This window comes from Thaumasiovibrio subtropicus (assembly GCF_019703835.1).
Lineage (GTDB): Bacteria > Pseudomonadota > Gammaproteobacteria > Enterobacterales > Vibrionaceae > Thaumasiovibrio > Thaumasiovibrio subtropicus.
Window position 1 is genome coordinate 1189874 of the sequence record NZ_AP023055.1, and the last position, 25026, is coordinate 1214899.

23 protein-coding genes are annotated in these 25026 nt (G+C 47.1%); 4 read left to right on the forward strand and 19 right to left on the reverse strand.

Going from position 1 to position 25026, the window contains the following annotated elements:
- Positions 1 to 93: 93 nt before the first annotated feature.
- The 8 genes from TSUB_RS21830 to kbaZ form a co-directional block, all read right to left on the reverse strand.
- On the reverse strand, positions 94 to 948 hold the full coding sequence (locus tag TSUB_RS21830; RefSeq protein ID WP_087025110.1) for a tagatose bisphosphate family class II aldolase: 855 nt from the start codon (positions 946 to 948) through the stop codon (positions 94 to 96).
- 98 nt (positions 949 to 1046) lie between these two features.
- On the reverse strand, positions 1047 to 2186 hold the full coding sequence (gene nagA / locus TSUB_RS21835; protein WP_087025108.1) for an N-acetylglucosamine-6-phosphate deacetylase: 1140 nt from the start codon (positions 2184 to 2186) through the stop codon (positions 1047 to 1049).
- Between the two features lie 32 nt (positions 2187 to 2218).
- A complete protein-coding gene (gene agaF, locus TSUB_RS21840; protein WP_087025106.1) occupies positions 2219 to 2653 on the reverse strand; it encodes a PTS galactosamine/N-acetylgalactosamine transporter subunit IIA in 435 nt (144 codons plus the stop codon).
- A gap of 183 nt (positions 2654 to 2836) precedes the next feature.
- A complete protein-coding gene (agaE, locus tag TSUB_RS21845; protein WP_087025103.1) occupies positions 2837 to 3694 on the reverse strand; it encodes a PTS N-acetylgalactosamine transporter subunit IID in 858 nt (285 codons plus the stop codon).
- Positions 3684 to 4460 (reverse strand): PTS N-acetylgalactosamine transporter subunit IIC, encoded by a 777-nt coding sequence (gene agaW, locus TSUB_RS21850; RefSeq protein ID WP_087025101.1) that lies wholly within the window; start codon positions 4458 to 4460, stop codon positions 3684 to 3686. Before agaW ends, agaE begins: the two co-directional genes overlap by 11 nt.
- Positions 4461 to 4480: 20 nt before the next feature.
- Positions 4481 to 4954, reverse strand: coding sequence for a PTS N-acetylgalactosamine transporter subunit IIB (gene agaV, locus TSUB_RS21855; protein WP_087025099.1), 474 nt, complete (start codon positions 4952 to 4954; stop codon positions 4481 to 4483).
- A gap of 19 nt (positions 4955 to 4973) precedes the next feature.
- Positions 4974 to 6131 (reverse strand): SIS domain-containing protein, encoded by a 1158-nt coding sequence (locus tag TSUB_RS21860; RefSeq protein WP_087025097.1) that lies wholly within the window; start codon positions 6129 to 6131, stop codon positions 4974 to 4976.
- Between the two features lie 15 nt (positions 6132 to 6146).
- Positions 6147 to 7424, reverse strand: coding sequence for a tagatose-bisphosphate aldolase subunit KbaZ (gene kbaZ / locus TSUB_RS21865; protein ID WP_087025095.1), 1278 nt, complete (start codon positions 7422 to 7424; stop codon positions 6147 to 6149).
- A gap of 300 nt (positions 7425 to 7724) precedes the next feature.
- Between kbaZ and agaR the strand changes: the two genes are divergently transcribed.
- A complete protein-coding gene (gene agaR, locus TSUB_RS21870) occupies positions 7725 to 8501 on the forward strand; it encodes a transcriptional repressor AgaR (protein ID WP_087025093.1) in 777 nt (258 codons plus the stop codon).
- A gap of 69 nt (positions 8502 to 8570) precedes the next feature.
- On the opposite strand, the gene TSUB_RS21875 is transcribed toward agaR, so the two are convergent.
- A complete protein-coding gene (locus tag TSUB_RS21875) occupies positions 8571 to 8792 on the reverse strand; it encodes a hypothetical protein (protein WP_087025091.1) in 222 nt (73 codons plus the stop codon).
- Positions 8793 to 9667: 875 nt separating this feature from the next.
- Between TSUB_RS21875 and TSUB_RS21880 the strand changes: the two genes are divergently transcribed.
- Positions 9668 to 10222: a shikimate kinase gene (locus tag TSUB_RS21880; protein WP_087025089.1), complete on the forward strand. Its 555-nt coding sequence runs from the start codon at positions 9668 to 9670 to the stop codon at positions 10220 to 10222.
- A 110-nt stretch (positions 10223 to 10332) separates the two neighbouring features.
- Here the strand turns inward: TSUB_RS21880 and TSUB_RS21885 are convergent, their stop codons facing one another.
- Positions 10333 to 10746, reverse strand: coding sequence for an RDD family protein (locus TSUB_RS21885; RefSeq protein WP_087025088.1), 414 nt, complete (start codon positions 10744 to 10746; stop codon positions 10333 to 10335).
- A 394-nt stretch (positions 10747 to 11140) separates the two neighbouring features.
- Positions 11141 to 11920 carry an XRE family transcriptional regulator gene (locus TSUB_RS21890; RefSeq protein WP_343231780.1) on the reverse strand — a complete coding sequence of 260 codons (780 nt, stop codon included), beginning with the start codon at positions 11918 to 11920 and terminating at the stop codon, positions 11141 to 11143.
- Between the two features lie 124 nt (positions 11921 to 12044).
- Here TSUB_RS21890 and TSUB_RS21895 point away from each other — a divergent pair, with 124 nt between their 5' ends.
- The gene (locus TSUB_RS21895) at positions 12045 to 13289 is read left to right on the forward strand and encodes an MFS transporter (protein ID WP_087025084.1); all 1245 of its coding nucleotides are present in this window, start codon (positions 12045 to 12047) and stop codon (positions 13287 to 13289) included.
- Between the two features lie 60 nt (positions 13290 to 13349).
- Here TSUB_RS21895 and TSUB_RS21900 read toward each other — a convergent pair whose 3' ends face one another.
- The 8 genes from TSUB_RS21900 to TSUB_RS21935 all read right to left on the reverse strand — a co-directional run bounded on the left by TSUB_RS21900 (position 13350) and on the right by TSUB_RS21935 (position 23807).
- On the reverse strand, positions 13350 to 13763 hold the full coding sequence (locus tag TSUB_RS21900) for a GFA family protein (RefSeq protein ID WP_246616475.1): 414 nt from the start codon (positions 13761 to 13763) through the stop codon (positions 13350 to 13352).
- Positions 13764 to 13905: 142 nt separating this feature from the next.
- On the reverse strand, positions 13906 to 14319 hold the full coding sequence (locus TSUB_RS21905; protein WP_221274597.1) for a hypothetical protein: 414 nt from the start codon (positions 14317 to 14319) through the stop codon (positions 13906 to 13908).
- Positions 14320 to 14403: 84 nt separating this feature from the next.
- Positions 14404 to 14805 carry a VOC family protein gene (locus tag TSUB_RS21910; RefSeq protein ID WP_087025080.1) on the reverse strand — a complete coding sequence of 134 codons (402 nt, stop codon included), beginning with the start codon at positions 14803 to 14805 and terminating at the stop codon, positions 14404 to 14406.
- A 193-nt stretch (positions 14806 to 14998) separates the two neighbouring features.
- Positions 14999 to 18130: an efflux RND transporter permease subunit gene (locus TSUB_RS21915; protein WP_087025078.1), complete on the reverse strand. Its 3132-nt coding sequence runs from the start codon at positions 18128 to 18130 to the stop codon at positions 14999 to 15001.
- Positions 18127 to 19509, reverse strand: a complete 1383-nt coding sequence (locus TSUB_RS21920) for an efflux RND transporter periplasmic adaptor subunit (protein ID WP_087025076.1) — start codon at positions 19507 to 19509, stop codon at positions 18127 to 18129. Before TSUB_RS21920 ends, TSUB_RS21915 begins: the two co-directional genes overlap by 4 nt.
- Complete coding sequence (locus TSUB_RS21925; protein WP_087025074.1) at positions 19506 to 20147, reverse strand: TetR/AcrR family transcriptional regulator; 642 nt, start codon at positions 20145 to 20147, stop codon at positions 19506 to 19508. Before TSUB_RS21925 ends, TSUB_RS21920 begins: the two co-directional genes overlap by 4 nt.
- A gap of 223 nt (positions 20148 to 20370) precedes the next feature.
- A complete protein-coding gene (fusA, locus tag TSUB_RS21930; protein ID WP_087025072.1) occupies positions 20371 to 22392 on the reverse strand; it encodes an elongation factor G in 2022 nt (673 codons plus the stop codon).
- Positions 22393 to 22781: 389 nt separating this feature from the next.
- Complete coding sequence (locus TSUB_RS21935; protein ID WP_087025070.1) at positions 22782 to 23807, reverse strand: cupin domain-containing protein; 1026 nt, start codon at positions 23805 to 23807, stop codon at positions 22782 to 22784.
- A 439-nt stretch (positions 23808 to 24246) separates the two neighbouring features.
- Between TSUB_RS21935 and TSUB_RS21940 the strand changes: the two genes are divergently transcribed.
- Positions 24247 to 25023 carry a DeoR/GlpR family DNA-binding transcription regulator gene (locus tag TSUB_RS21940; protein WP_087025068.1) on the forward strand — a complete coding sequence of 259 codons (777 nt, stop codon included), beginning with the start codon at positions 24247 to 24249 and terminating at the stop codon, positions 25021 to 25023.
- Positions 25024 to 25026 lie beyond the last annotated feature (3 nt).

Sequence of the window (25026 nt, forward strand, 5' to 3'; positions counted from 1 at the left end):
TGCTTTATCAGGTCGCGGTGAGGAAGGGGGAACGCGACCGTAAGATAAAGCAAGGGTCTACTTCTTGGAACAGTTAAAACGAAAGTGGCATCGCTATATACGATTTGCACTACCACAAACGTTAATTTTGCTGATCACCACATCTTTCATTGCTTTCATTCCTGGTACCAAGTACTGACGCGGATCACTCGCCTCTGGATGGCTACTTAGATAGGTTTTCATCGCATCAGAGAAGGCAATTTTCAGCTCAGTCGCCACATTGACCTTACAGATACCAAGCTCGATACAGCGACGTACATCTGCATCTGATATGCCTGACGCGCCATGTAATACCAAAGGAATATCAACACACTCACGAATCGCCGCCAAGCGATCGAAATCCAGCTTAGGCTCAGATTTATACAAGCCGTGTGCGGTGCCAATGGCGACAGCTAACGAGTCAATGCCAGTGCGCAGTACAAACTCACGCGCTGAAGCAGGATCAGTCAACTGGGCATCGGCTTCATCGACAATTAAGTCATCTTCTTGCCCACCCAATAAGCCCAGCTCTGCCTCAACCGACACCCCAAGGCGATGACACATCTCTACAACTTCACGCACCGTTTGTATATTCTCATCAAACGGTGAGTGAGACGCATCAATCATGGCTGAGCGAATACCCGAGTGAATTTTCGACTCGATATCGGCAAGGTCTTCATGATGATCAAGGTGCAACACCAAAGGTAACTTGTGCTTTTTCGCCGCAGCCTGACAAATAGAAACCAAGTAGTCGACACCTGCATGTTTATATGTACCTGGTGTCCCTGCAAGAATAACCGGTGAACGCATTTCAGCGGCTGTTTCAACAACCACTTGTACAGTTTCTAGATTATGAATATTAAATGCTGGCACAGCGTAATTATTTCTTTGTGCGTCTTTAAGCATTTCATGAGAAGAAATTAGGTACATAGTCTCTCCTAATGATGTGTTTCCACATCACCTTAATAGTGAATTAAAAATGTTTTCAGTGAGTCTGAAATAAATGAATAAGCGTTATCAGTTAACTGCTAAGTGCTCCATACTTGGCTACCTTCGACCCAAGTTTCTGTTAATTCCATTTGGTCATTGACGATAATAAAATTGGCGAGCTTACCAAGCGCAATCGAGCCATAGTTTTCTTCAATGCCCAACATACGCGCCGGGGTTAGACTGGCCCTATTTACTGCATCTTCAAGTGATAAGCCCACTAGCGTATGCATATTCTTGACGCCCTTGAACAAAGCTAACGTACTGCCTGCCAGACCACCTGTTTCTGTGCGCACAACCCCTTGTTCCATCTTCACGGTTAACTCGCCCAAACGATAGTCACCGTCGGGCATACCCGCGGCCCGCATTGCGTCACTGATCAGTACCAAACGCTCTTGCGCACACGTCGCGCAAATCTTCATTGCCGCAGGGTGAACATGGTGACCGTCAGCAATCAACTCGACATAAGCTCGCTCATCACTTAGCCCTGCCCCCACTACGCCAGGTTCACGATGGTGTAAGCCCGTCATCCCATTGAAGCAATGCACAATGCCATCCGCACCGGCATCAAAGGCGGCAATCGTTTGTTCGTAGCTTGCTTCGGTATGGGCAAGCATGACATTCACACCACGGGCTTTGAGGTGAGTAATCGCTTGGCACGCATTCTCTTTTTCAGGTGCCAATGCCACCGCTTTTAATGTGCCTTCACTGACTTCGATAAGATGGTCGAGCTCTGCGGGGACTAATTCTCTAAACAAGTCAGCATCATGGGCTCCTTTGTATTTTTCAGTGAAATAAGGCCCTTCGAGATAACTACCCAGTATTGTGGCGCCATCCACGCCACGTTTCATACTGTGCGCCACATTGTTCAGCGCATGATCAATGGCTGCTGGTGTTGCGGTCACCGTTGTTGCTAAAAACGCACCCACACCACGACTGGCTAAATGCACAGACAATTTGTTTAACGCTTCATGCGTCGCATCCATCACATCAACGCCACCGCCACCATGCACATGAGTATCAATCAAGGCGGGTAATAGCATGTCAACTTTTCGCATCTTTAGAATGCTGTCTTCTAACGTGTATCGACGCACTTCAGAAAATCGACCGTTTTCAATGACGACAACAGCGTTATCGATCCATCCCAGCTCGGTTAACAAACGTTTTGCGTGAATATGCACTGGCTCTCTCCTGTTCGTCGATAACGTTACGATTAAATGCCTTCTGAGGCAGCAGCAGCCTGCTGTTTTTTCGCCATCTCATCAAAAAGACTTGTCATACCGCGGTGGCCGCACTGTAACGCTTGCTCACGAAACTCGTGTGAGTTCAACTCATCGCGCTCAAGCATCATTTCGAGGATCAGTTGCAGGTTTGCGCCAGTAACCACTTCAATATTGTCATTACCCATCGCGATAGTTGAGGCGAGTCGGAAAGGGCTACCACCGAGTAAATCTGTGATAAACACTAACCCATCATCAGTGCCAATCTCCGCCATCGCGGTTTGAAACTGTGCTTCCAGTTGCTGAGTCGTCGCTTCTGGCGGAAAATCGATCGCAACACACTGCTCTTGCTCACCAATCACTTGCAGCATGGCTTTTTCCATTCCACTTGCAAATGCACCATGACCCGAAATAATTACACTCAACATACTGTTTTCCTTATCAGAGCGGGTATCACGTACCCTCTTTGCTTTTCAATGAACGTCACAAGGTGTCAGCCATTGCCCGTTTATTACTTATAAATTGTTGTTATCAATAAAACTGTTACTAATGCGATGTTTCTCGGTATCCGGCATTATCACCGGATACCGCTATTGCTGTTTTATCTTGCCTTATAGGAAGCCAACGAATCGGCCAACAATCCCTAAGGTCACAGTAATCAAAATCAATTTGATTGGGCTCCAGCCGCGCTTAACCAATGCATACATGGTCAAGGTGTAGACCAGCGGCAGGAAGGCAGGCATCAACTTATCAATCACATCGGCTTGCAGTTTCACAACGGCATCACCTGCGGTGATTTCTAGCGTGGTCGCAAGGCGAACATAAGTCGCGACCAGCGCACCAATTACCGTCATACCGACAATCGATGCTGCGTGACCCACCTTCTTGGTATTGGCCTTGATCATCGGTATTGCGGCGACCCCCATGCGGTAGGCGTAATGCGCTAAACCAAAGCGAAGACCAAAGTGAACAACGTTAAACAGACAGAAGAAAACCACCGCACCGAGAATGGAGCCTTGTAAGGCGAGGTCAGCCCCGATACCACCACAAATCGGTAGCAGCGTAAGCCAAAACATCGCATCACCAATCCCCCCCATCGGCGCACCCACAGCAATTTTCGTACTCTGGATAGAGGTGACATTCTGCTTAGAACGCTCCATCGCTAAGATGATGCCCATCACGAAGGTCACTAAGAATGGGTGCGTATTGAAGAAACCCATGTGACCGCGCATCGATTTCGACAAGTCATCTTTGTTGGTGTGAATCTTTTGCAGCGCTGGCAGTAAGCCGTATAACCACCCTGCCGCTTGCATACGCTCAAAGTTAAACGAGGCTTGCAGTAACAGTGAGCGCCACGCCATACGGTTAATGTCTGATTTGGTTAGCTCTGCACCCACTGACTGATCTTGATACTCATCTTGAGACACGTCTTGTACCTCAGATTGATTGATATGTTGATTAGATCCCATCTTCAAATTCCTCTTGTTTAGCCGCAACCGCTGGCTCTGGTCCCTTTCTCATGAAGTCAATTAATGCGACTGCAAGCGCTGCTGCAGCAATTGCCAGCACGGGTAGCTCTAACCAAGCCGCCGCGACAAAGCCAAGGATGAAGTAAGGGATGTAGGCATTCTTCATCATAATTTTCATCAAGACCGCGAAACCAATCGCTGGCATGATGCCACCGGCTACACCTAAGCCATCAATCAATGTCTCAGGCAGTGCTTCTACCGCGACTTTGGCGTGCTCCGCACCCAAGTAGATAGGTAGGAATGCCCAAAGGAAGTAGAACGTACCCAGCACAAGCAGTGCGAAGTAGTTAACGCGCTCAATGCCCTTGGTATCGGCGTTATCAGCCATCTGGTCACACTTCGACATCATTGGCGCCATCGCCGAAAACAAGAAGGTGATCCCCATTTGTACCGCTACTGCGAAAGGTACCGCAATACCAACCGCGACATCTGCATCAACCCCGGAACTGATCGCGAAGGTCGTACCGACGATCGTACCGATAATCACGTTCGGCGGCTGCGCACCGGCTAGCGGCGCTAGACCCATCCATACCAATTCCAACGTACCACCCACCAAAATACCGGTAGGCAAGTCACCGAGGATCAAGCCGACAATTGGGCCAAGTACCACGGGTCTATGGAAGTGCGTTAAACCATTGAAGAGATCTAATCCGGCGAAGAAGGCGAGCACCCCCAACATCAACGCCTGTATTAATCCAATTTCCATCTTTCAGTTCCTTGTTTCCGTTAAAGTAATTCGAATACATCTGTGGCAGGTTCTGTAGGGACACCCTGCACGTTGCACTTCACGTTACGCGCTTTTAATTGTTCAAAACTGGCAATGTCTTCATCATTGACTGATACCGTTTTGTGGATTTGTTTACGCCCTTCAACAAAGTGCATGTTTCCTACGTTGATCTCTTCGATTGGCACCCCTCCTTCAACCATTTTTAGGAAATCTGCTGGTGTTTTCGCCACCAACAAAATCTTCTGGCGATCTGACGCTTTATGAATGTTGTCGATCACCTTTTGAATACTCCAAAAGCGAATGGCGATACCTTCGGCTAACACCATTTCCATCAAGTTTTGCTGGATGCTGTCTTCGGCGACTTCATCATTGGCCACCACAATAATGTTGGCCCCGGCAAAGCCGACCCATTGCACACCCACTTGTCCGTGGACCAAACGCTCGTCAATACGGCTCAATACGATATTTGGCATTACTCATTCCTTTTTCTTGTTATTGCGTAAATGGATAGATGTTGACACCCTGCACAACACGATTCACTTCCCCACTTGGGCACGGATTGTCCGGGCCAATTCCCAGCGATAGTGAACGTGTAAATGCATAAATCTGTGCAAACATCAGGAACGGAAACGCTAGGGTGGCGTCATCCGCACCGTCGAACTCAGGGATTTGCACGTACGCGCCTTCAGCGATGACGGAATCAACGTCCGTCGTCAGTGCGACAACGCTTAGTGCTTGATTATCGTTACGAAGCTCTTGGAGAAGATCGAGGTCATAACGACGCGTATAAGGGTCATTGGAGATAAAGACAAAAATGATACTCTTCTCGTCGACGACGGATTTAGGGCCATGACGAAAACCCACTGGTGAGTCAAAACTCACGAGTAACTTACCCGCTGTCAGCTCCAGTAACTTAAGTGCGGATTCTTGAGCAACGCCTTGTAAGCTACCACTGCCAAGGTAAATCACCTTGTTGGCATCGAGTGACGCAATCGTCGTCATCGTATCGAGGCTGTTTGATAAGAAGTGATTGCATGCCGTCATTACAGGAGTAAAGCGTGCTGCATGAAACTCTTCAGGTAGCAGCGCACATAAACATGTCACCATCATGCTAGTCAGGCTGCTTGTCATCGCGAAGCTGACATCGTTTGTTTCTGGTGGCATTAATAACGCTAAACTGTGCTTGTCATCTTTTGCACGTTGATAAAGGCGACCGTCTTCATTACAGGTGATCACCAAATGGTAACAGTCATCGATTAGCTGGCTTGCCAGCTCTACCGCTGCAACGCTCTCTGGGCTATTACCAGAGCGAGCGAACGACACCACCAAGGTTGGGCTATTTTCTGCGAAATACTCGTTAGGGTCAGTCACGATATCGGTGGTGGCGATCGCTTCAATTCTGCGTTTCATTTTTCCGGTTAGATAAGGGGCCAATGCACGTCCGGCAAAAGCCGATGTGCCGGCTCCTGTCAGTACGATACGGCCATTCTCTAACGCGAGAAACTCACTAATAAAGCGGTTGATTTGTTCTTGTTGTGGTTCTAATGATTGGATTGCTTTTTGCCAAGACGTAGGTTGTTGGGAAATTTCTTTCGCCGTAGCCAATGCGTTTTTACTTACTAACTGCTGTTCAGAAATATTCAAATACATAATGTTTGCCTTATCTTAACGACGACATGCTTGGGCATAGACGGCTGTAACTTCGCCAATCTTGTCTAAGATGATTGCCTTGGGATCGTTTTTAATGCTTCCCTGCCGAATCGCTTGAAACTGTACGGGTAAGTACTGACTGATGAGTGGCAAAGGAATAGGTTGAGTGCTGAGGTTTTTTAACAACACATCCAGACACTGGTTGACCTTTTCGTCTGGCCAGTAGTAGCGAATGCGGTCGGAGAAACTAAAGCTGCGTGCAAATCGCTGTGCTTCTGCATCCCCTTCGTAATAGCCCTGCCAGTACTTCGGCTCTGCATGCATCGCGCCTTCAAGCACTTGACGTAAACCTGAGCAATGACGCGAGGAAACAAGCTCCTCTTCAATACAAGAGAGGGCAAACAAGGCCTCACGGAGTGCAAAGGTCAATGCTGGGCCGACTTTCAAAATGGCAAAGTGATCGCGAACGAGCTGCTGGTAAGCTTGCGGGGTTTGGTAATCTGTTGAATGTGCTTCAAAGACGATGTTCGGATAGCTTTCTACCACGCGGCTCAATTGCACCGCTTTTTCCGGACGATAGTCAATCACACCTTGATGATCAAACTCCACACCCGGTTGAACAACAACCCCTATCACACGGGTCCAAGCTTCACTTAATCCCAGGTCAGCAAATGCTGCATAGTGGGTTTCGATGGTTTCCACCGCGGCACTGGCACTGGTCACTTCTAGCGTATCTAACTCTTCTGCCGCCCCGCCCGGCACAGGCACTTCCGTACCAATAACATAAAGTAGATTTGACTCACCAAACGTTGCTAATGCCGTCTCTTCAGCAACGGTAGCTAATCGTGCGGCACGCTGCGCGACGATAAAGTCAGTCAACGGAACTTCATCTCCCTTACAACTCATGCTGCAATCAAGATGAATCTTAGTGAAACCCGCCGCAACATAGGCCGCTATTTGATTTTCGGCATTTTTCATTGCCGATTCTGCATCTAAACCTTGCCAACGGTTGGGGCCTAAGTGATCACCACCTAAAATAAGGCGCGTCAGTGGGAAGCCAGCTTGTTGCGCATAGCCTTCTACCATGTTGCGAAAATCTGCCGGCGTCATGCCTGTATAACCACCAAACTGATCCACTTGATTCGACGTAGCTTCAATTAACAACGCGCTGTTATCACGGATGGCTTGTTGAATCGCGGCTTCAATCACCAGCGGATGGGCTGAGCATACAGAGTAGATGCCCGTCGCCTTTCCTGTTTTGTGTTCCTTGATAATATCTGCGAGACAGCTCATTGCTTTTCCTTACATCCATTAATCTGTCGTTTTCGTTTCTTTAAAAACCATACTCCCCCACCAAACGAAAGGAAACAAAAGAAAACAATAACCACAACAATGATCACAAAAAGAAACCACAAGCCTTCAAAAGTGACCAATCGCCTAGACAACGAAACAAAGAAGCGTATGCTTTTTAACATAAACGGCGTAACAACAAGAAAAGAAAAAGAAACCGAAAGGTAAGAAAAGGTTTTGGGGTTTCTATTTTCTGTTTGCGTCGTTATAATCACTTCAAGTCAGATTAAAGAGATAATAAGAATGAAAAACACCAGCGAGAGGCGAGAGCACACAATTGCACTGCTCAAGCAGCATGGCAGCGTTCAGGTGACTGACCTGTCTAAACAATTTGGGGTTTCTGCGGTTACAATACGCAATGATTTAGCGGCACTCGAAAAGCAAGGTATCGCAACCCGCGCCTATGGCGGCGCTTATCTTCAAGACAGTGAGATACGCCCGACTGAACATTCTGTTGCAGACAAGAATCAGCTCAATAAGTCAATTAAGCAAAAGATAGCAGAAGCGGCGGTTGAACTGATCGAGTCTGGTGACACGCTCATCTTGGACTCAGGTACCACCACCTACTGCATCGCAGAGGCCTTACAAACCGCGAATGATCTTGTGGTGATGACCAATGGCTTGAATATCGCTAACGCGCTGTTTCCCGCAGAAGAAGTCGACGTCATCCTTATTGGCGGTGAACTGCGTCGCAAATCCATGTCTTTCTTTGGCATGCAAGCCGAAAGCGTTTTAGAGCATTATCATTTCAATAAGTTGTTTTTGGGTGTGGATGGTTTCAATCTCGAAAGGGGTATCACCACACACAACGAAAACGAAGCACGTTTAAATCGCAAAATGTGTGATATCGCAGATGAAGTCATCGCGGTGACCGATTCATCTAAGTTTGGCAAAATTAGCCTGCATAAGATTCTCGAAACAGCACGTATCGACAAGGTTATTACCGATTCGGGCATTCCCGATGAATACTTACAAGGTTTAAAGCGACAAGGGGTTCCGGTAATTTTGGTTGATGCGTAGCGTTCACAACAACGCCGCAGACAACAAGTAACTCGCTGCTGCGACTGCCAGCAGCAGTACTTGTTAAGATTAAAACCGTTTCATTAGCCCGGTATGTAGTGTCAAAAAGAAAGCTAAAATACACGTCACTTGCCACAATCCGTTGCTGTAGAAAGACACTTGGTTGCCAGACCAGACCCGCAGCGCGACATTAAACAACTCCCCTGTCACGCCCAGAACAACAACCGCAGACACATAGTAGCGCACAAATTCTGTGCAGTAACGTCCGATACCAGAGGCAAAACCCAACATAGCTTTCCTTTGTAGTTGGCAGAATGATAAGACAGATATACTCAAACCACCTCAAGATGCTTGTTCAGCGAGAGTTTCTAGGCTTGTCAACAAGGCACTGTTTTGTAGATCTAGTGGACTAAATCAAAAAACAGTAACGACGGTGGCGAGCCTAGAAAACTCGCCCTTCGGGAAGCGACTAGCGCCCCGATTTCTGCGTTAAAGGTGTTTGAAAGGGAAAGCCATTCCTTCACACCTTTGCCTTGAACTCGACGCGCTAGGCCGCTTCTGAATCCTGCATCTTGAGGTGGTTTGAGTATAATACGTAAGATCTCGCTTGCCTTTCAGACAGAAAATGCCTTATTTGTACTCAACCTGCCTCAAGGGACTCCCCGATTCAACACGCCGCGACCCTAGGCATCTTGACAGTATACTCAAGTCTCCTCAAGATGCTTGTTCAGCGAGAATTTCTAGGCTTGTCAGCAAGGCACTGCTTTGAAGGTCTAGTGAACTAAATCGAAAAGCAGTAACACAGATGACGAGCCTAGAAAACTCGCCCAGAGGGAAGCGCCTAGCGCCCCGATTTCTGTGTTAAAGGTATTTGAAAGGGGAAAGCCATTCCTTCACACCTTTGCCTTGAACTCGATGCGCTAGTCCGCTTCTGAAGCCTGCATCTTGAGGTGACTTGACTTGAGTATATAACTGCCTCCTTACTCATTAAAGGCATGATTTAGGCAGGAAAGCACAGAAAGTTGAAATATAGTCAAAAGTACTTTCCTTTTTTATTTAATTCGGTAGAATCGCCGCCCCACAAATCAAAGCAAGGTTGTTCTTTGATTTATTCACGCGCGACTTGCGCGTTTTGCTCTTTAATAATCTGACAATGGAATTAGACCATGAAACGCATTAATGTGATCGGCACCAGTGGTAGTGGAAAGTCAACATTCAGTAGAAAACTCTCACAAGCAATGGGATGTAAGTATATAGAGATGGACGAGCTGTTTTGGCAGCCCAACTGGAAAACCTCAAGCGATAGCGTATTTTTTAAAAAGCTTGAGAACGCCATCGATGCCGACAGCTGGGTGCTTGACGGTAATTACAACCGCACCAACTCGATTAAATGGTCTAAAGCAGATACCATTGTCTGGATTGACTATTCCTTTACACGTACTTTCTATCAAGCGCTAATGCGCGCAATTAAACGGATCGCGGCTGGCCAAGAGTTATGGCCAAACACGGGCAATAAAGAGACCTTTTTAAAAACATTTTTCCATCGCGATTCTATTATTTTGTGGACATTGAAAAACTACAGAAAGAATAAACTTCGTTACTCAGCTATCGCGTATCTGCAACACAAGCCGAATCTACGCGTCATTCGCCTCTGCTCACCAAAGGAGGTAAATGCGTTCTTTAATTATTTAGAGAAGCAGCGAAAATCTATCACTCAGTAACCTTAACTTTTTTAAGTTAGGACTTCTTTCAATTTACCGTAGACACGATTACGCAGTCAGTGCCACACAATGGCACTGCACGCTTTTCTTATACTTAAGTTGCTAGCTAGTCAATTCACTACGACAACTGTTTTAGCTAGCATGTCACCTAACCGCTGTCTTTTTTGACCCAGTATAAACATTGCATCAATGATACCAATTAGCGGCGTCAGAAAATTACGCGCAAGTGACTGCGGGAAGCTACAACTCTTGCCTGTCACTGAATCGATCACAGAGATCCCTAGTAACTTCTTACCAAGACTTTGCCCGTTCGCTAAACCATCAGAAAACAAGAAATATAACGCTGCCGCAGAAAAGGCACTCAAACTAGACGTATTCTGAGATACACCAAGAACATCCCCTAGCCAAAGCATGAACATGAATATTGAAAAACTGATCACACTATCAATGACTTGTCCTAAGTAACGAAGCCCCGGGCTAGCAAGCCTGCGTGGCTCTATACTCGAATCTCTCTCTGCTTTCACTTTTTCTCCTCCCTGTCATACCTACTTTAGCGTAAACGTTTGTACTGCTTAGCTCTCCTGATGTCAGCCTCTGCTCATTACGCAATACTCCTTCAAGTACGAAGCCGCAACGCTCTGCTTTAGAAAGACTACCATAGCCAACTCTTGTCGTTCTAAGCCAATAATCCACTTTAAAAAAGGAAGTGACTTTGTCCCGAATTATGAGCCTTATGGCACCATGAAAATACACTGTAATTTTATCTACAATTGAATACATTCAAACCACCTTCAAGGCTCGCCATCGCTTCTTTTGTGGTTTTGAGCGGTGCTAACTCAGTCAACGCATTTGGGAACTAAGGAAGATAAACTCCATGATCTTTCTATTTTTCAAATATAGATTTCTACCCATATTCAATTACATTGGCGCTGCTTGCAAATTCTCTAGCGGCGGCAATGCGCCATCAAATGAGCCTTTTGCCGCCATAAAACCAAACGTATAAGGGCGAGTATTTAAATGTACGCGGGTGGCTTGCTGTTGACTTTGACGCAGCATCTTGAACATCCAGTCTTTAAGTTGTTGATTGATTTCACTGAATTCTTCTTCCGTTAACTCCGCTTTCAAAGAGATAAGAAAGGCGGCTTTGTCATCTGCGGTCACCCCTTCCACACGCTGTTGTAGCAAACAGAGGCGTTGGCGGGTGAAAAACGAGGGAAATTGCGCCCCCTGTGCAAAAGCGGTGTGGCCCGGCTTCAACACTTTCACTTGATTGTGAATCCCAAGTTCAATCAGAGCGACGCACTCAAGGTGGCGAAGATAACGATATACGGATACCTCTTCTAGCTGATATTTCTCGGTGATCTCTGCAACAGTTAAACGATCAACCGCCAACTTACTCCAAAACGTAAACAAGGCAGGCAATGCCATAAAAGCGCGATCTTGTTCGTCAGTGAACATAGCTAAGGTATGCACATTTTCTTCTGCCGTTTCGATCAATTTCGATAGCGGGTATTCAATCAAGGTTGTGATAGAGACTAAACGCTGCAAAGACAGCGGTTGAGCATTGTTCAGCAATCGCTTTACTGTCACCTCGGAGAGATCAAGTGTCATTGCCAACTCACGATAGGAAAGACCACTTCGTTTCAATTCAAGCTTTAACAGCCGACACACCTCTTGGGCAATTTGCTTGTCCATCATTCCCTCATCTGATCACTCATAAGACCATCAATGTATCATCAAACGATACAAATATTCTTTTAATTGCATAAATGAATCAAATATAGACCATGACGTTTACACAAACGCAAGATGTAGGAATCCAATGACACCGAAACAACTCACCCGACAATTTTGTCTGCAACAAGCCTTACATTGGGCAATCACTGGCATCGGTATTCCTGTCATCATATTGTTATTTCAGGCAAAAGGTTTGAGCCTGTTTGACATAGGCATTGTGATGGCTGCTTGGATAGGGAGTACCACACTATTAGAAATTCCGTTGGGTAGTGTGGCAGACAAATATGGACGACGCAGCACCTACATCTTGTCATTATGGGTGAGCATCTTAGGCAATATGCTGCTCCTTGCTGCCAATCATTTGCTTAGCATCACCCTCGCTGCAACACTGCTTGGAGCCGCCAGAGCGCTCTATTCAGGGACACTCGATGCATGGTTTTATCAACGGTTTCATGAACTCAATGACGATCAGCCCGATAACTTTCATTCCGCATTGGCTAAGGTCAATATTGCTGTCACGCTGGGTTTGGCCTTCGGGGCATTGATTGGTGGCGCCCTACCGGAATGGTATGCGACGTTTTCAAGCTCTGCGGCTCATGGGTATAACTTAAATGTCGTCCTTATTATTTTTGCGACCTTCGGCCTTGCACTGTTCACGATATTAGTTTTTGACAATGATAAACCTCAACAGCATGACACCATTTCTATAGACGCCCGAATCACCACAACAATGCGTCACGCGTTTCAACACCCCACATTAAAACGGCTGATGCAAACAACCTTAGTGATGGGTGCAACGCTCAGTTGCATCGAGAACTATTGGCAACCCTACTTGAATGACACCTTGCAATCGAAAAATACGATTATCTTCGGCCTACTCTCCGCACTCTATTTTGTCATGGCCGCGATTTCTTCTTGGCTATCGATGCCATTACTCAAGCTTTTTCACGGCTCTCACAAAATGCTCATCACTAGCTCGCGCGTGCTTGCCGCAATTGCCTTAGTTTTACTTGCCAGCACAGCATCGATCATCACTTTCAGTTGCTTATATCTGTTGTTTTTCTTCTTCTTTTCACTTGGGGAAAACTCAGAATCGGTACTGATTCACCGCCATAGCGATGAACATGTTCGCGCTACCATGCTGTCGATTCATTCCTGTTTGGTCAGCTTAGGTGGGGTCGTCGCATCTCTCGCCTTTGGCTTCGTCTCTCAGCATGCGGGGATTGCGATAAGTTGGGTAAGCTGCGGCATCTTGTTACTGCTTTCAAGTGCCCTACTCTTACTGATTCCAAGCGCAGCAATAGATGGCGAGTTGATAAAAAACGGCTAAAAACGTTAACGTACACAAGCACTCTAAAAAGCCGTGAATCGCAGAGACTATCGCGTCCCTTTAGCCCGCTTCAATCGCTGGGGGCATCTGAGCAAATTTATCAACATCATCGCTTAAAAAGCCAGTATCCCAGTTTGCGCGTGAATCGACGTAAACATGCGCAGACACTTGGGTTGAAATGGGCTCAGACATTAACCCGGCAGGAACCCAATATGACTGACCGTCAGCGCTTAAATTCGGCACCGGACTGCCACAATGGCAGCAGAACTCGGACTTAAACCCCGATGGCGTTGCAAATGACTTTATTTGGTTTTCGCCAGATCGCCACTGAAAGTGAGACCGCGCTACAATTAAGGCTGAATTAGAAGAGGATCCCGAAACCTTGCGACACAGTGAGCAATGACATTGATAAATCGATGGCAAGTCACCAGTCAATTGGAATGTTACAGCGCCACACAAACAACTACCTTTCACTGTACTTCTTCTCTCTTGTAAATTTTATGCTTAAACTCGTCACCACCAACCTTACTATGCTGTTTTTGATTTAACCACTCAATCTTCAAAACCGTGTCTCATACTCAAGTCACCTCAAGATGCTTGAGGATAAAATCAGATCTCAAAAGCATACTTCCTCTTCAAGCACCGCGAGGTTAACTAATTCATCTTTTACTGCGCTGCTCGATAGATAAATGGCTTGCTGAGTACAAGAATATTTAGCGCTGACCTCCATTTTAATATCAATTTCATTATCGCCATCCAGATCACCCGCCCATAAAAGTCCGAACCTTGGCTCATCCATGACAGTATCGGCGAAGTTCACCTGCCATAGAACTTGCGCTTTATCGCCACACGTTAACGTTAATGCAAAGCTATGATCTCTTTCGGGATTGCCTGAAGACGTTAACGAACATCTGTTTTCATTGAATTCAATCATGACATAAGATTCAGGGATACCAAGGTAAGTATCCCCAGACACCTTTACTTGATGTTCGCTGCCCGCGAAAATCAAGCAAGGGATTGCACTACACAAACAAGTGATAAACCTCAGCACGGACTTTTGCCACATGGAAGTGGTTGTAAAGTCAGTCCGTCGTTTGAGACAACTCATCCTATGCTACTCACCCGGCCAAATTAACTCTAATCTTAGGCCTGATGGCTCATTAAACATCATATGTTTACGGGGGCCGCCCGATAATAACTCGGGAGCAAATTCAATTTGGCACTGCGGGTGAGCTTCAACTTTTTTGTACAGTTCATTGAGCTTGGCCTCAGATGGCACTTGGATCGCTAAGTGATGCAGCCCAACATTTCTCCTGCGATTAAACTCAACACCATTGAGACTCGCATCCACCTGCCAAAGGGTTAAACGCAGTACCCCATCTGTCACTGCTGTTCTCGGGTATGACGGATCATATCCTGACTCTTGCCAGCCAAGCACATCAACAAAAAAAGATTTACTCGCCTCTAAGTCACTCACCGACAATCCAAGGTGATTCAAGCCCATTGTTTCCGACATTTTTATGCTCCTTTATAAGTCAGTTTGACGCTAAGTGATTAAATAAAATAACAATATTATTAACAATATGTTAAATATCAAAACGTGGAATGACACGCAAAGTTGGACTGATTAGTACATAAAATAAGACCAAGGGGAGATGTCGAGGAGACTAAAGTCACTCCCAAGCCCCCAACAAGTCACCTATTTCCATCTACGATGCCAGTTTTAAAGGCTGCTCTTCATCCAGCGCGCTGTGGCGTTTAACTAACCCAAAATCACCTAAAATGGCGTAAGCAGAAGGGATCATAAATAGCACAAGTAGTGTGGATGTGAAGATACCAAACACAATCGAAATGACGAGCGGCTTAATCACCTGCGCTTGTAAACTGGTCTCTAACAACAGCGGGAGAAGACCCGCAGCGGTGGTCACAGAAGTGAGGAACACAGCGCGAAAGCGTTCACGGCTTGCCTGTACGACCGCGGTGTAGATGTCATCCCCTTCATCTAAATGATGACGGATATACTGCACCAGCAAAATCGAGTCATTCACTACAACCCCAGCAAGGGATACAAATCCCATCATACTCGGCATACTCAGCGGATGGCCGAGTAGCCAATGCCCCCAGAGCACACCGATCAGTGCAAGTGGAATAGCAATTAAAACCACGAATGGTTCAATGTAGCTGCGAAATTGAAAGCTCAAAATCACAAAGACACCAAAGATACCCAGTGCAAAACCTGTCGCCATCGAACTGCCCGTTTCAGCGGTATCTTTCGCTGCGCCTTCAAAGTTAAACCTTAATCCCGGATAAACCTTCATCAATTCAGGTTGAAGTTCTTGTCTAAACTGACGTAACACTTCTGCCGAGCTGACCACAGACTGACGAACATCCGCTGAAACCGTTAAGGTTCTCAGGCCATCAATGCGTTGAATACGGACATAATTACGCTGATATTCAAGATTGGCGATCGTGCCCAATGGTAATTGGCTGCCATCTGCCATCACAATCGGGAAGCTGGCTAAACCTTGCAGATCACCAATGCGATCCTTTTCCAGCATCACTTGTATTTTGATGTTCTCGGCACCGATTTGAATCTCATCCGCCGTTTGGCCGTAATACGCCGCGCGCAGCTGAGAAGCGATCATCTGACCATCAACACCAAAGGCTTCCGCCCCCGGACGCATTGAAATACTGAGTTCAGGTTTACCCATGCGCATGTCATCCAGCACCCCGCTGACACCTTCAAATGAAGCAAGGAACTGACGTGTATCCAGTGATGCCGCTTTGAGCATATCGAGATCATCATGCTGCATGCGGATTTCTAAATCTTTGCCACCCGGCCCCATTGCGGGCTGTTTGTACACTAACGAAACGGGATGAGGTAATATCCCGACTTCAGCTTCCCACGCATCAACAAAATCATCGATCAACGTTTTACGCGTTTCAGCACTTTGTAAGTCGAGCCGTACCGTCGCGACGTGCGGTCCACGTTCGTCTGCATCGGCATTAAAATTGTATTGCTCTGTAATGTTAAGCACTAAACGCTCACCACCTTCGACACGCTCCGTCCATTCCGCATCAAGTTTCTGCGCCGCGGTGACCAGTTCAGCCACAACGGCTTCGGTCTGCGTTAGCGTCGAGCCGGGCGGCAAAATCAAACGTGCTTCAATGATATCGCCATCCAACTCGGGAAAGCCCACAAACTTTAACGCTCCGCCAGCAAGTAAAGCAAAAGAGGCAAACAATAAACCTATCACGCCCCCGACAAAGGCATACCGCCAGCGAACGGCCGCACTGACAGCAGTCACCAATTGGTTATTCCTGAATGACTCAAATTTGGCTAAGAAGCGTGCTTTCCACCCTGACTCTTTGTCGCCGCCGGGGTGATGTTCAAGGGAGTGACGGAGGTGATTAGGCAGAATCAGAAACGCTTCGACCAAGCTTAACGTCAATACAAGGATCAAGACTTGCGGCACCACGCGAAGCACCGCCCCCATCTCCCCTTGAAGAAAAATCAAGCTACCAAAGATACAGATAGTGGTGAGGTAAGAGGACATCACGCCCGGCAGCACCTTTTTCACGCCGTTGTAGACCGCATCTTTCACCTTCTGCCCTTTGTCGATATGCGACGCGATCGATTCGGAGATCACGATAGCATCATCCATCATGATACCAATCGCCATTAACAGTGCCACCAGCGACATAATATTGATCGACAGCCCCAGACTCGCCATCAAATACATGCTACCTAAGAAAGCCACTGGCAAGCCTGCGGCGACCCAAAAAGAATACCGAAAGCTAAAAAACAGCCACATGACGCCGAAGACAAGAATGACCCCTTGCCAACCATTGCGCACCATCATAGTGAGGCGGTCCCACAGTAGCGAAGAGAGATCATTCGTTAGCACCAGTTCAACCCCTGCTGGTGCGGTCGCATTTTCTTGATCAACGAACTGCGCAACACGGTCTTTGATTCTTAAGGCATCATCCGCTTTGTTTTTGCTGATGCGCAACATGGCTGAAGGCTCGCCATCAAACAAGATCTTCTGCTCGTCGAGTTCAAAGCGATCCGTAATAGTGGCGATATCGCGAAGACGAACAACGCCGCCATTTTTATCCGCGCCCACCACAATTTGTGCCAGCGTTTCTGGTGTTACCTGTTGACCATCAAAACGCAGCAAATAGTTTCTATCTTCCAGCTCGACATTACCACTTGGTAATTTAATGTTCTGTCGCGACAATTTGGCGGCAATGTCACTCACATTCAAACCTAACTGACGTACCGCAATCGGGTTAAGCTCAACCCGCAATTGATGATCCGAAAACCCCGCCACATCGACCAAAGAGACGCCATAATCAAGCTTCAAGGTTCGTTTCAATGCTTCGGCGTAGCGTTTTAGTTCGGGTAACGGCATATCGGCTTTAATGGCAATATCAACAACCGGCTCGTTCCAATCCAACTCACGCACAATCGGCGTTTCAATCTCTGCGGGAAAATCGTTGACTGCACCAATCTGTGTTTGCACATCCACCAACATGCGCGACACCACCTCCGCACTTGTCAGCTTGATAATCATGGATGCGGAGCCTTCAACCGCTTCACAGCGCGATTCGACAATATTGGCGAGGCCATCTATCGCATCTTCCATCCGCATACAAATGCTTTCTTCGACTTCTTGTGGGGAAGCCCCCGGATAGATCACTGACGCAATGATGTAAGGCGGCGCAAATTCCGGAAACGTTTCTCGTTTCAGTTTAGGTAGTGATACCAAGCCAATGAGAATCAACCCCAACATCATCAAGTTAGCAGCGGTTGGATGGCGAGAGAAATAGCGAATCATGATGACTGCTCCTGCTCAATCTGTCGATCGGCCTCATCCAAAGATTGGTCGCCTAGTCGCGCATCTTCAGACGATATGCCATTAGATGGGCTCTCCTCAGGGGTTAGCGCCATGCCTTCAACCGCAGGTAAAAGATCATTGAGAACCAACTGCTCTCCTGCGACCACATTACCTCGAATTGCCACAAGCCCTTGACTTCGAAATAGAATCGCAACTTCTTCGATGGCCAACTTACCTTCACGATACAGGTAAATGCGATTACCGTGGATGGCACGCTCAGGTACCGTAATCAATGGTTGTTTAAACCCAGTCAACGTCGCTTCAACGAGCATGCCGTTGACGAGCGGGGGGGCTTGAGTTGGGTCAAGCTGACGAAAGTCCTGCACCACATCTAAAATCACCCCGACGGTCGCTTGGTTCAGGCTGACACTGTCGCTGATCCGTGACACTGTCGCAGGCCACTCATATCGCTGGCTACCACTGCTCAGTGTGACCGTCACTGCCAAGTCCAGTTGGTCAACACCTGTATTAATCGGGTTCGATGCTGAAACACCACCGAAGGACGCAGACAACATGGCCATATCATGAATGGCAATTTGCGCATCGATTTCAACCGCATCAATACCATGTGCGACCATCATCACTTGCTGCAGATTAACAACTTGGTCTTTCTCGACATTAACATCTGCAATGCGACCATCCATTGGCAAGACGATTTCTGTTTTCTCCAGCGAACGTTTTGCTTCATCTACCCGCGAAGTGTTCACACTGACAAGGGCTTCTGTCACTTTTCGCTCATTCGGCATAACAAAAAGCTGCGTTTCCAGTTCCTGAACCGTTCTTTGGCTCGCTAACACAGCCTGCTGCTCACTATCGACATCAGATTGTGCAATCAACCCTCGCTGACGAAGATCTTGTTTTCGTTTCAACTCTTGGCGGCTGATAGCCAGACGCTGTTTCTCTAAACTCAGTTGAGTTTTGAGGTTTTTCTCTTCTTGAGCCAGTTTTTTCAGCTGCGCTTGTGCCGAACTCAAATCTGCTTCAGCTTGTGCCAAACGCAGTTCATAATCGAGGGGGTCAATACGCACCAGTACCGTGCCTGCTTCAACCAAGCGTCCCTTTTCTAACTCTGGTGATTTATAAACAACTCGACCACTGGTCTCCGCTATCCCTTGCCATTCCACTTTCGGTGTAACCCGTCCAAAGCCAACGACTTGTGGCGCAATCGCCTGCGGTTCCAATGGCATCAACTCGACTAAGCGGCTGCGGCTGGCAGCGGGATTGAGTTCCGGAGACGGACGCGACTTTATCGCCACCACCAAGACAACAACACCAACGAGTACCGCCGGGATAAACAATAGCTTTCGTGATAGCTTCATGACACCACCTCACTCTCTTCTTTCATCATTCCCTGTCGCAACAATTGCATATTATGATCAGCCAAGGCATTGAGCAGTTGCGCGTTAATTTCAATGCCTTGCAACTCTGCAAAACCTCTAGGGATCAGGAACGGAAAAATCATTAAGCTCAGGAAAGTCAAACGTGCAAACGTGGGATCGCAACCTTCTTTCAAATCAGGCATCTTCGAAAATAGGGTTTCATGCATCGGACGCACAAAGCGCTCAAACTGTTTATCTAATATGCGACGCTGGGTATCATCCGCTGGCCCATTCATAATCCGTGCAACCAAGGCTGGAAACTCAGGATAGGGTGCCATTGTCTTGTAGTAGGTTCTCATCAGTTGTTCTAAATTATCGAACCCACCTTTATCTAATACCGCACTCATTGTTGAATGAATCGGCTCCATGGTATCGTTCACCATGGCTTCAAACAGACCCGCTTTACTCTGAAAATAGTAGCGAATGAGTGCAACATTCACGCCCGCTTTCTCGGCGACCATGCGCGTAGAAACCTTCTCATAAGGCAGACGCATAAACATCGGCCTACAAGCATCAATTAGCTTTTGCCTTGCGTCGCTATCGCCACCTACGGGACGCCCTGCTTTACGTACGCTCACATCACACTCCTATAATTAATCAGCCGATGAATATAGTACGTTGCCAAAAAGCAAATTGCTTAACGCAAAAATTCACCCAAAATTAAACAATTGATTAATTATAGACAAGAACACCTAACGACAAGCAATGTGCGTGACAAAAACAAGAGAGGCTCAGTTGCTATGCATCCTGCAACTGAGCCTCATTAGGTGTACATTGACTCGGGGTGAGTCAATCATATGGCTAAACTTCACTCTCTCCTTTGCACACGCGCTTTTGAACATTTCCCGGCGCAGGTTCGTAGTGACTCAATGCCATTTGGAATCGACCTTCTCCGCCAGTCATCGCTTTGAGGCGACGAGCATAATCTTCTAACTCATTCAGTGGCGATTTCGCACTGATTTTAGTGAAGTCAGCAGCAATCGGCATCGTCCCTTCAATCAAACCACGATTCGCAGAGAGATCTCCAGACACATCACCCACCGCTTCCGTTGGTACCACAATATCGAGTTGATAGATTGGCTCAAGTACGATTGGGTTGGCATCTCGCACCGCTTCAAGAAAGGCTTTCTTACCCGCAATCACAAAGGCAATCTCTTTCGAGTCCACGGAATGATGTTTGCCATCAAATACCGTCACTTCAATGTCTTTAATTGGATTCCCAGAAATCGCTCCTTCATCCAATGCTTGACGTACGCCTTTTTCTACCGCGGGGATGAGCGAGGTAGGGATAGCGCCACCAACCACTTTATTCACAAACTTGAAGCCTTCTCCACGCCCCAATGGTTTCACCCGCAGATGCACTTCACCAAACTGGCCAGCACCCCCACTTTGCTTTTTATGTCGGTAGACTGTCTCTGCTTCTTGGGTAATCGTCTCAAAGTAAATCACACTCGGTTGCCGTGTTTCGACGTGTAGCTTATAAACCGCGGCCATTTTCTCCAAGGCGATTTTCAAATGAAACTCCCCCTGTCCACTCAAGATCGTTTCATTCGTCCGAATACGGTGCTCGAGTTGTAGAGAGGGATCCTCTGAGACTAACTTATTTAATACTTCAGACAGTTTTTGCTCGTCACCACGCTTGGTCGGCTCTATCACTAACTGATACATGGGAGAAGGAAAGCACAAGGTTTTTAAACTCACATGGTCTTCATCATGTGAATCATGCACGACGGAATCAAACGCGAGTTCGTCGACTTTTGCTAAGACGCACAAATCTCCAGCGCGCGCTTGACCAATCTCAACCCGTTTTTTCCCTTGTAACTGATAGAGGTGGCCAACTTTGAAGGCTTTATTGTTTTCACCAATAAAGAGCTGGCTACCCGCCGTTATCTGACCTTGGAAGACGCGGATATACGCCAGCTTACCCAAGTAAGGATCAACACTGACCTTATAGACATGACCAACACTGTGGGCAAGCGTCTCACAATCAACCGGGACTTGATGGCCGTTTTTCTCGAGTAGCGGTGGATTCCCTTCCATCGGGGTTGGCATCAGCTCTGCGAGCGTTTGCAACAACAACTCACACCCAACATTGGTTTCTGCTGAAGTGAAACAGACCGGAACGATATGACCCGTGCGCAAGGCTTTTTCAAAGGGATCATGTAGCTGCTCAACGGTAAGAGAGGAACCTTGCTCTAAGTACTGCTCCATCAAGACTTCATCCACTTCTACCACTTGATCAATCAAGCGCTCATGGGCCTCACTGACACTGCCGCACAAAGTCTGTTCATCCAGTTGAGGCGAAAAATAGCAATCGACAACGCGCTTGCCATCTGCTGAAGGGAGATTTATCGGCAAACAGTGATCACCAAAACGTTCTGTGATCGCCGCCAACGTAGCGAGCAGGTCGGCATTGGGTGCATCCATCTTATTGATGATGACCATTTGGCACTTCTGCCGCTCTGTTGCAAACGCAAACAATTGCTCGCTTATTTGAGAGATAGGCAATGTAGGATCGATGACCAACGCCGAGGTTTCAACGGCTGGGAACACGCTTAACGCCCGTCCCATCAGTTCAGGCAGCCCCGGCGTGTCTATCAGGTTCATTTTATGTTTTTGCCAGCTCAAGGCGACTGGCGTGGCTTCAATACTGTGTTGATATTGAATAGATTGAGCATCAAAATCAGTGACGGTGTCACCATCTTTAATATGACCTAAATGCGTGGTGGCCTGTGAATCGTACAACAGCCGTTCAATGAGGCTTGTCTTCCCAGCCCCAGTTTGACCAACAAAAACAATGTTTCGAATGTAGTTAAAAGGCATAGCAACCCCCTGTCGCAAAAAAAGAATTTACACAACACGGTGTAAAGGGTTCGACGATTAGCCGCGCCTCATGACCTATAAAACAGTTCAGGCAATGGGTGTGTCGCGTTGCTCCAAATCACGGCAAAGCGTCTCTAGCAATTACGGAATAGATAGACTCATATAGTTGGCGGTCAAAGGACCGCCTGACCGTCTTCCAGGTCATTTTACGAATGGGGATGGACTGACGCGTAGGATGTCGCAAAAAGAGCCCTCTTCGTGGGAATCTCTGCTTATCCTGCGCCTAACCTGTAGGGTTTACTGTGATTATGTTCTCGCCTTAAAACAAAAGGCTGGCAAGGTGAACTAACCTTGATCCAGCCCAATTTTTGCGCGCTTGTAGCCTCGCGTTAGCTCACCAGTGCAATCAAATAATGGCTATCAACCACGCCATGAATGTGTAGGTTCTCTTTTTCAGAAAAGATGACCGCCTCTTTTTCGGCAACGCGGATTTTACCATTTACCCAAAGTTCGCCTTCGGTCACCAACAGTAACTGCCCTTCAAACACATTGTGACGGTTGATCCCCCCTGCTGGGACTTCAGCAAAGCAATAATCTGCGGCGTCGAACGCGTTGAAGGCGTTTTCGTCACGAATAAGATGCGGAAAGGTCGTGGTAAATGGCTGACACGCTTTGAACTCAAGATGATCTTCATCATTATCACGGCTGTGTAGCCAAAACTCTGCATCAAACTCAACCAGCGATTGCATCTGAGTCAAGGCTTCAAGACACATGCCACGCAACGGCATAAAGATTTGATTGCTATCAATACGCAACGCTTGACCAGGCCCGACATGGCAGAGGTTTAATAGGTAGACGTTTAAGATACCGGCATCCAGCGGACGACCTTGCATGTCATACTCTTCCACCACCTTGTGGAGCCAATAGTCAGGATGGTCTTCACTGATGCGCCCTTCACGGTAGGCAGGCATACTCTCAGCAAGAATCGGATCTATCCAATTGTAAAGATCCGCAATACTCGCTTTCATGATATGGGCGTAAACGCCCTCAACGCCAAATAGGTAGAGCACATCGGCAAGGGGCTTGAGTGAATCATGCTCACGGAACAGTACCTCGACTTCCAATGCGGGTCGGAAACCATAAAGGATGTGGGTCATATTAAGCCCAACGACCCAGCTATAGGCGATGCTCTTGTGGTCAAGGCACTCAAAAAAGAAACTCCCTTGCGGGCCGCCGATATCATTCACACGCAATGTTTGCGTACTAAATCGCGAATCAAACACTTCCAGAGGCTGGGTCAGGGCCTCCTCAGACTCTTCTAATTGTTTTGCCTTACGTCCGCTGTAAGCTTTGATACGCAAGCCAGTCAAGTCGATCAAATCAGATCCATAGCTGTTCGCTGCCAAACTACGCATATGGCTAGTTCCTTGCTCTGAGTAGGTGTAGGTACAGTCGCGTATTCTTATTGTGAATACGCCTTTATTTTCATTATGAGTACAGAATTAACGCGACTTTCGCTTTTCGACAAGTAGATATAGCCCTGAATGAGTGACAACGAGACAAGCATCACGCCTAAAGACAAAAGCCTGCGACACGTCACGCGGCTTTAATTGACTCTATTAATCTTACGATTGCGGACTATCTTCAGTGAGTGTGCACTATAAAGCGGCGACACAGTGAGAGCGCTCACATTTTCAGCTTATTAAAAACAGACACGCCATTGAACTTATACTCCATTGGAATGGACTCATCGTTTTCTGCGCCAAACTTTTTTACCACATAGCTATTTATTGCTAGACAGTCTAAATTTCATTTTGATAGCATTGAACCTTCAATTCGAAAGATAAAAGAAAGATGACAAAGAGAAACACGCAGCAACGCCGCCACAACATCGTCGCCTATGTCAATGAAAAGCAAGAAGTCAGTGTCGATGGACTCGCTAAACACTTTGCTACCAGCGAAGTTACGATTCGTAAAGATCTCGCCGAACTTGAAAAAAGTGGTCTTCTACTGCGACGCTTTGGCGGCGCTGTCGCGATGCCGCAAGAACTCATCAATCATGAAAATTGCGAACAAGTTTCAAAACGAAAGTTGTCGATTGCAAAATGCGCAGCCAGTCTCATTCGCGACCACAATCGCATCATCATCGACAGTGGCAGCACCACAGCAAGCCTCATCTATCAGCTAGAAGAGAAGCATGGCCTCGTTGTCATGACAAATTCTCTCAATGTCGCTAACGCCCTGAATGAAGTGGAAAATGACATCACATTATTGATGACAGGCGGCACATGGGACCCACACTCAGAAGCATTTCAAGGGCAAGTCGCGGAATCCGTTTTGCGCTCTTACGACTTCGACCAACTCTTTATTGGCGCAGATGGCATCGATCTTGAAAGAGGGACTACAACCTTCAACGAGCTAATTGGTTTAAGTCGGGTAATGGCAGAAGTCTCTCGCCAAGTCATTGTCATGGTGGAGTCCGAAAAGATAGGCCGTCGCATTCCCAATCTCGAATTAGCCTTTGAACACATTCACACTTTAGTGACTGACAACGAGCTCACTAAGGAATACAAAACAAAACTAGAAAAGATGGGCGTGAAAGTCATTTGCGCACCAGACACTCAGGATTAGGAG

Excerpts from the sequence above, each read along its gene's own strand:
- TSUB_RS21830 (WP_087025110.1), bottom strand. The coding sequence starts at position 948 with ATGTACCTAATTTCTTCTCATGAAATGCTTAAAGACGCACAAAGAAAT.
- agaF (WP_087025106.1), bottom strand. The coding sequence starts at position 2,653 with ATGTTGAGTGTAATTATTTCGGGTCATGGTGCATTTGCAAGTGGAATG.
- agaE (WP_087025103.1), bottom strand. The coding sequence starts at position 3,694 with ATGGGATCTAATCAACATATCAATCAATCTGAGGTACAAGACGTGTCT.
- agaW (WP_087025101.1), bottom strand. The coding sequence starts at position 4,460 with ATGGAAATTGGATTAATACAGGCGTTGATGTTGGGGGTGCTCGCCTTC.
- agaV (WP_087025099.1), bottom strand. The coding sequence starts at position 4,954 with ATGCCAAATATCGTATTGAGCCGTATTGACGAGCGTTTGGTCCACGGA.
- TSUB_RS21860 (WP_087025097.1), bottom strand. The coding sequence starts at position 6,131 with ATGTATTTGAATATTTCTGAACAGCAGTTAGTAAGTAAAAACGCATTG.
- kbaZ (WP_087025095.1), bottom strand. The coding sequence starts at position 7,424 with ATGAGCTGTCTCGCAGATATTATCAAGGAACACAAAACAGGAAAGGCG.
- agaR (WP_087025093.1), top strand. The coding sequence starts at position 7,725 with ATGAAAAACACCAGCGAGAGGCGAGAGCACACAATTGCACTGCTCAAG.
- TSUB_RS21875 (WP_087025091.1), bottom strand. The coding sequence starts at position 8,792 with ATGTTGGGTTTTGCCTCTGGTATCGGACGTTACTGCACAGAATTTGTG.
- TSUB_RS21880 (WP_087025089.1), top strand. The coding sequence starts at position 9,668 with ATGAAACGCATTAATGTGATCGGCACCAGTGGTAGTGGAAAGTCAACA.
- TSUB_RS21890 (WP_343231780.1), bottom strand. The coding sequence starts at position 11,920 with ATGATGGACAAGCAAATTGCCCAAGAGGTGTGTCGGCTGTTAAAGCTT.
- TSUB_RS21895 (WP_087025084.1), top strand. The coding sequence starts at position 12,045 with ATGACACCGAAACAACTCACCCGACAATTTTGTCTGCAACAAGCCTTA.
- TSUB_RS21910 (WP_087025080.1), bottom strand. The coding sequence starts at position 14,805 with ATGTCGGAAACAATGGGCTTGAATCACCTTGGATTGTCGGTGAGTGAC.
- TSUB_RS21915 (WP_087025078.1), bottom strand. The coding sequence starts at position 18,130 with ATGATTCGCTATTTCTCTCGCCATCCAACCGCTGCTAACTTGATGATG.
- TSUB_RS21920 (WP_087025076.1), bottom strand. The coding sequence starts at position 19,509 with ATGAAGCTATCACGAAAGCTATTGTTTATCCCGGCGGTACTCGTTGGT.
- fusA (WP_087025072.1), bottom strand. The coding sequence starts at position 22,392 with ATGCCTTTTAACTACATTCGAAACATTGTTTTTGTTGGTCAAACTGGG.
- TSUB_RS21935 (WP_087025070.1), bottom strand. The coding sequence starts at position 23,807 with ATGCGTAGTTTGGCAGCGAACAGCTATGGATCTGATTTGATCGACTTG.
- TSUB_RS21940 (WP_087025068.1), top strand. The coding sequence starts at position 24,247 with ATGACAAAGAGAAACACGCAGCAACGCCGCCACAACATCGTCGCCTAT.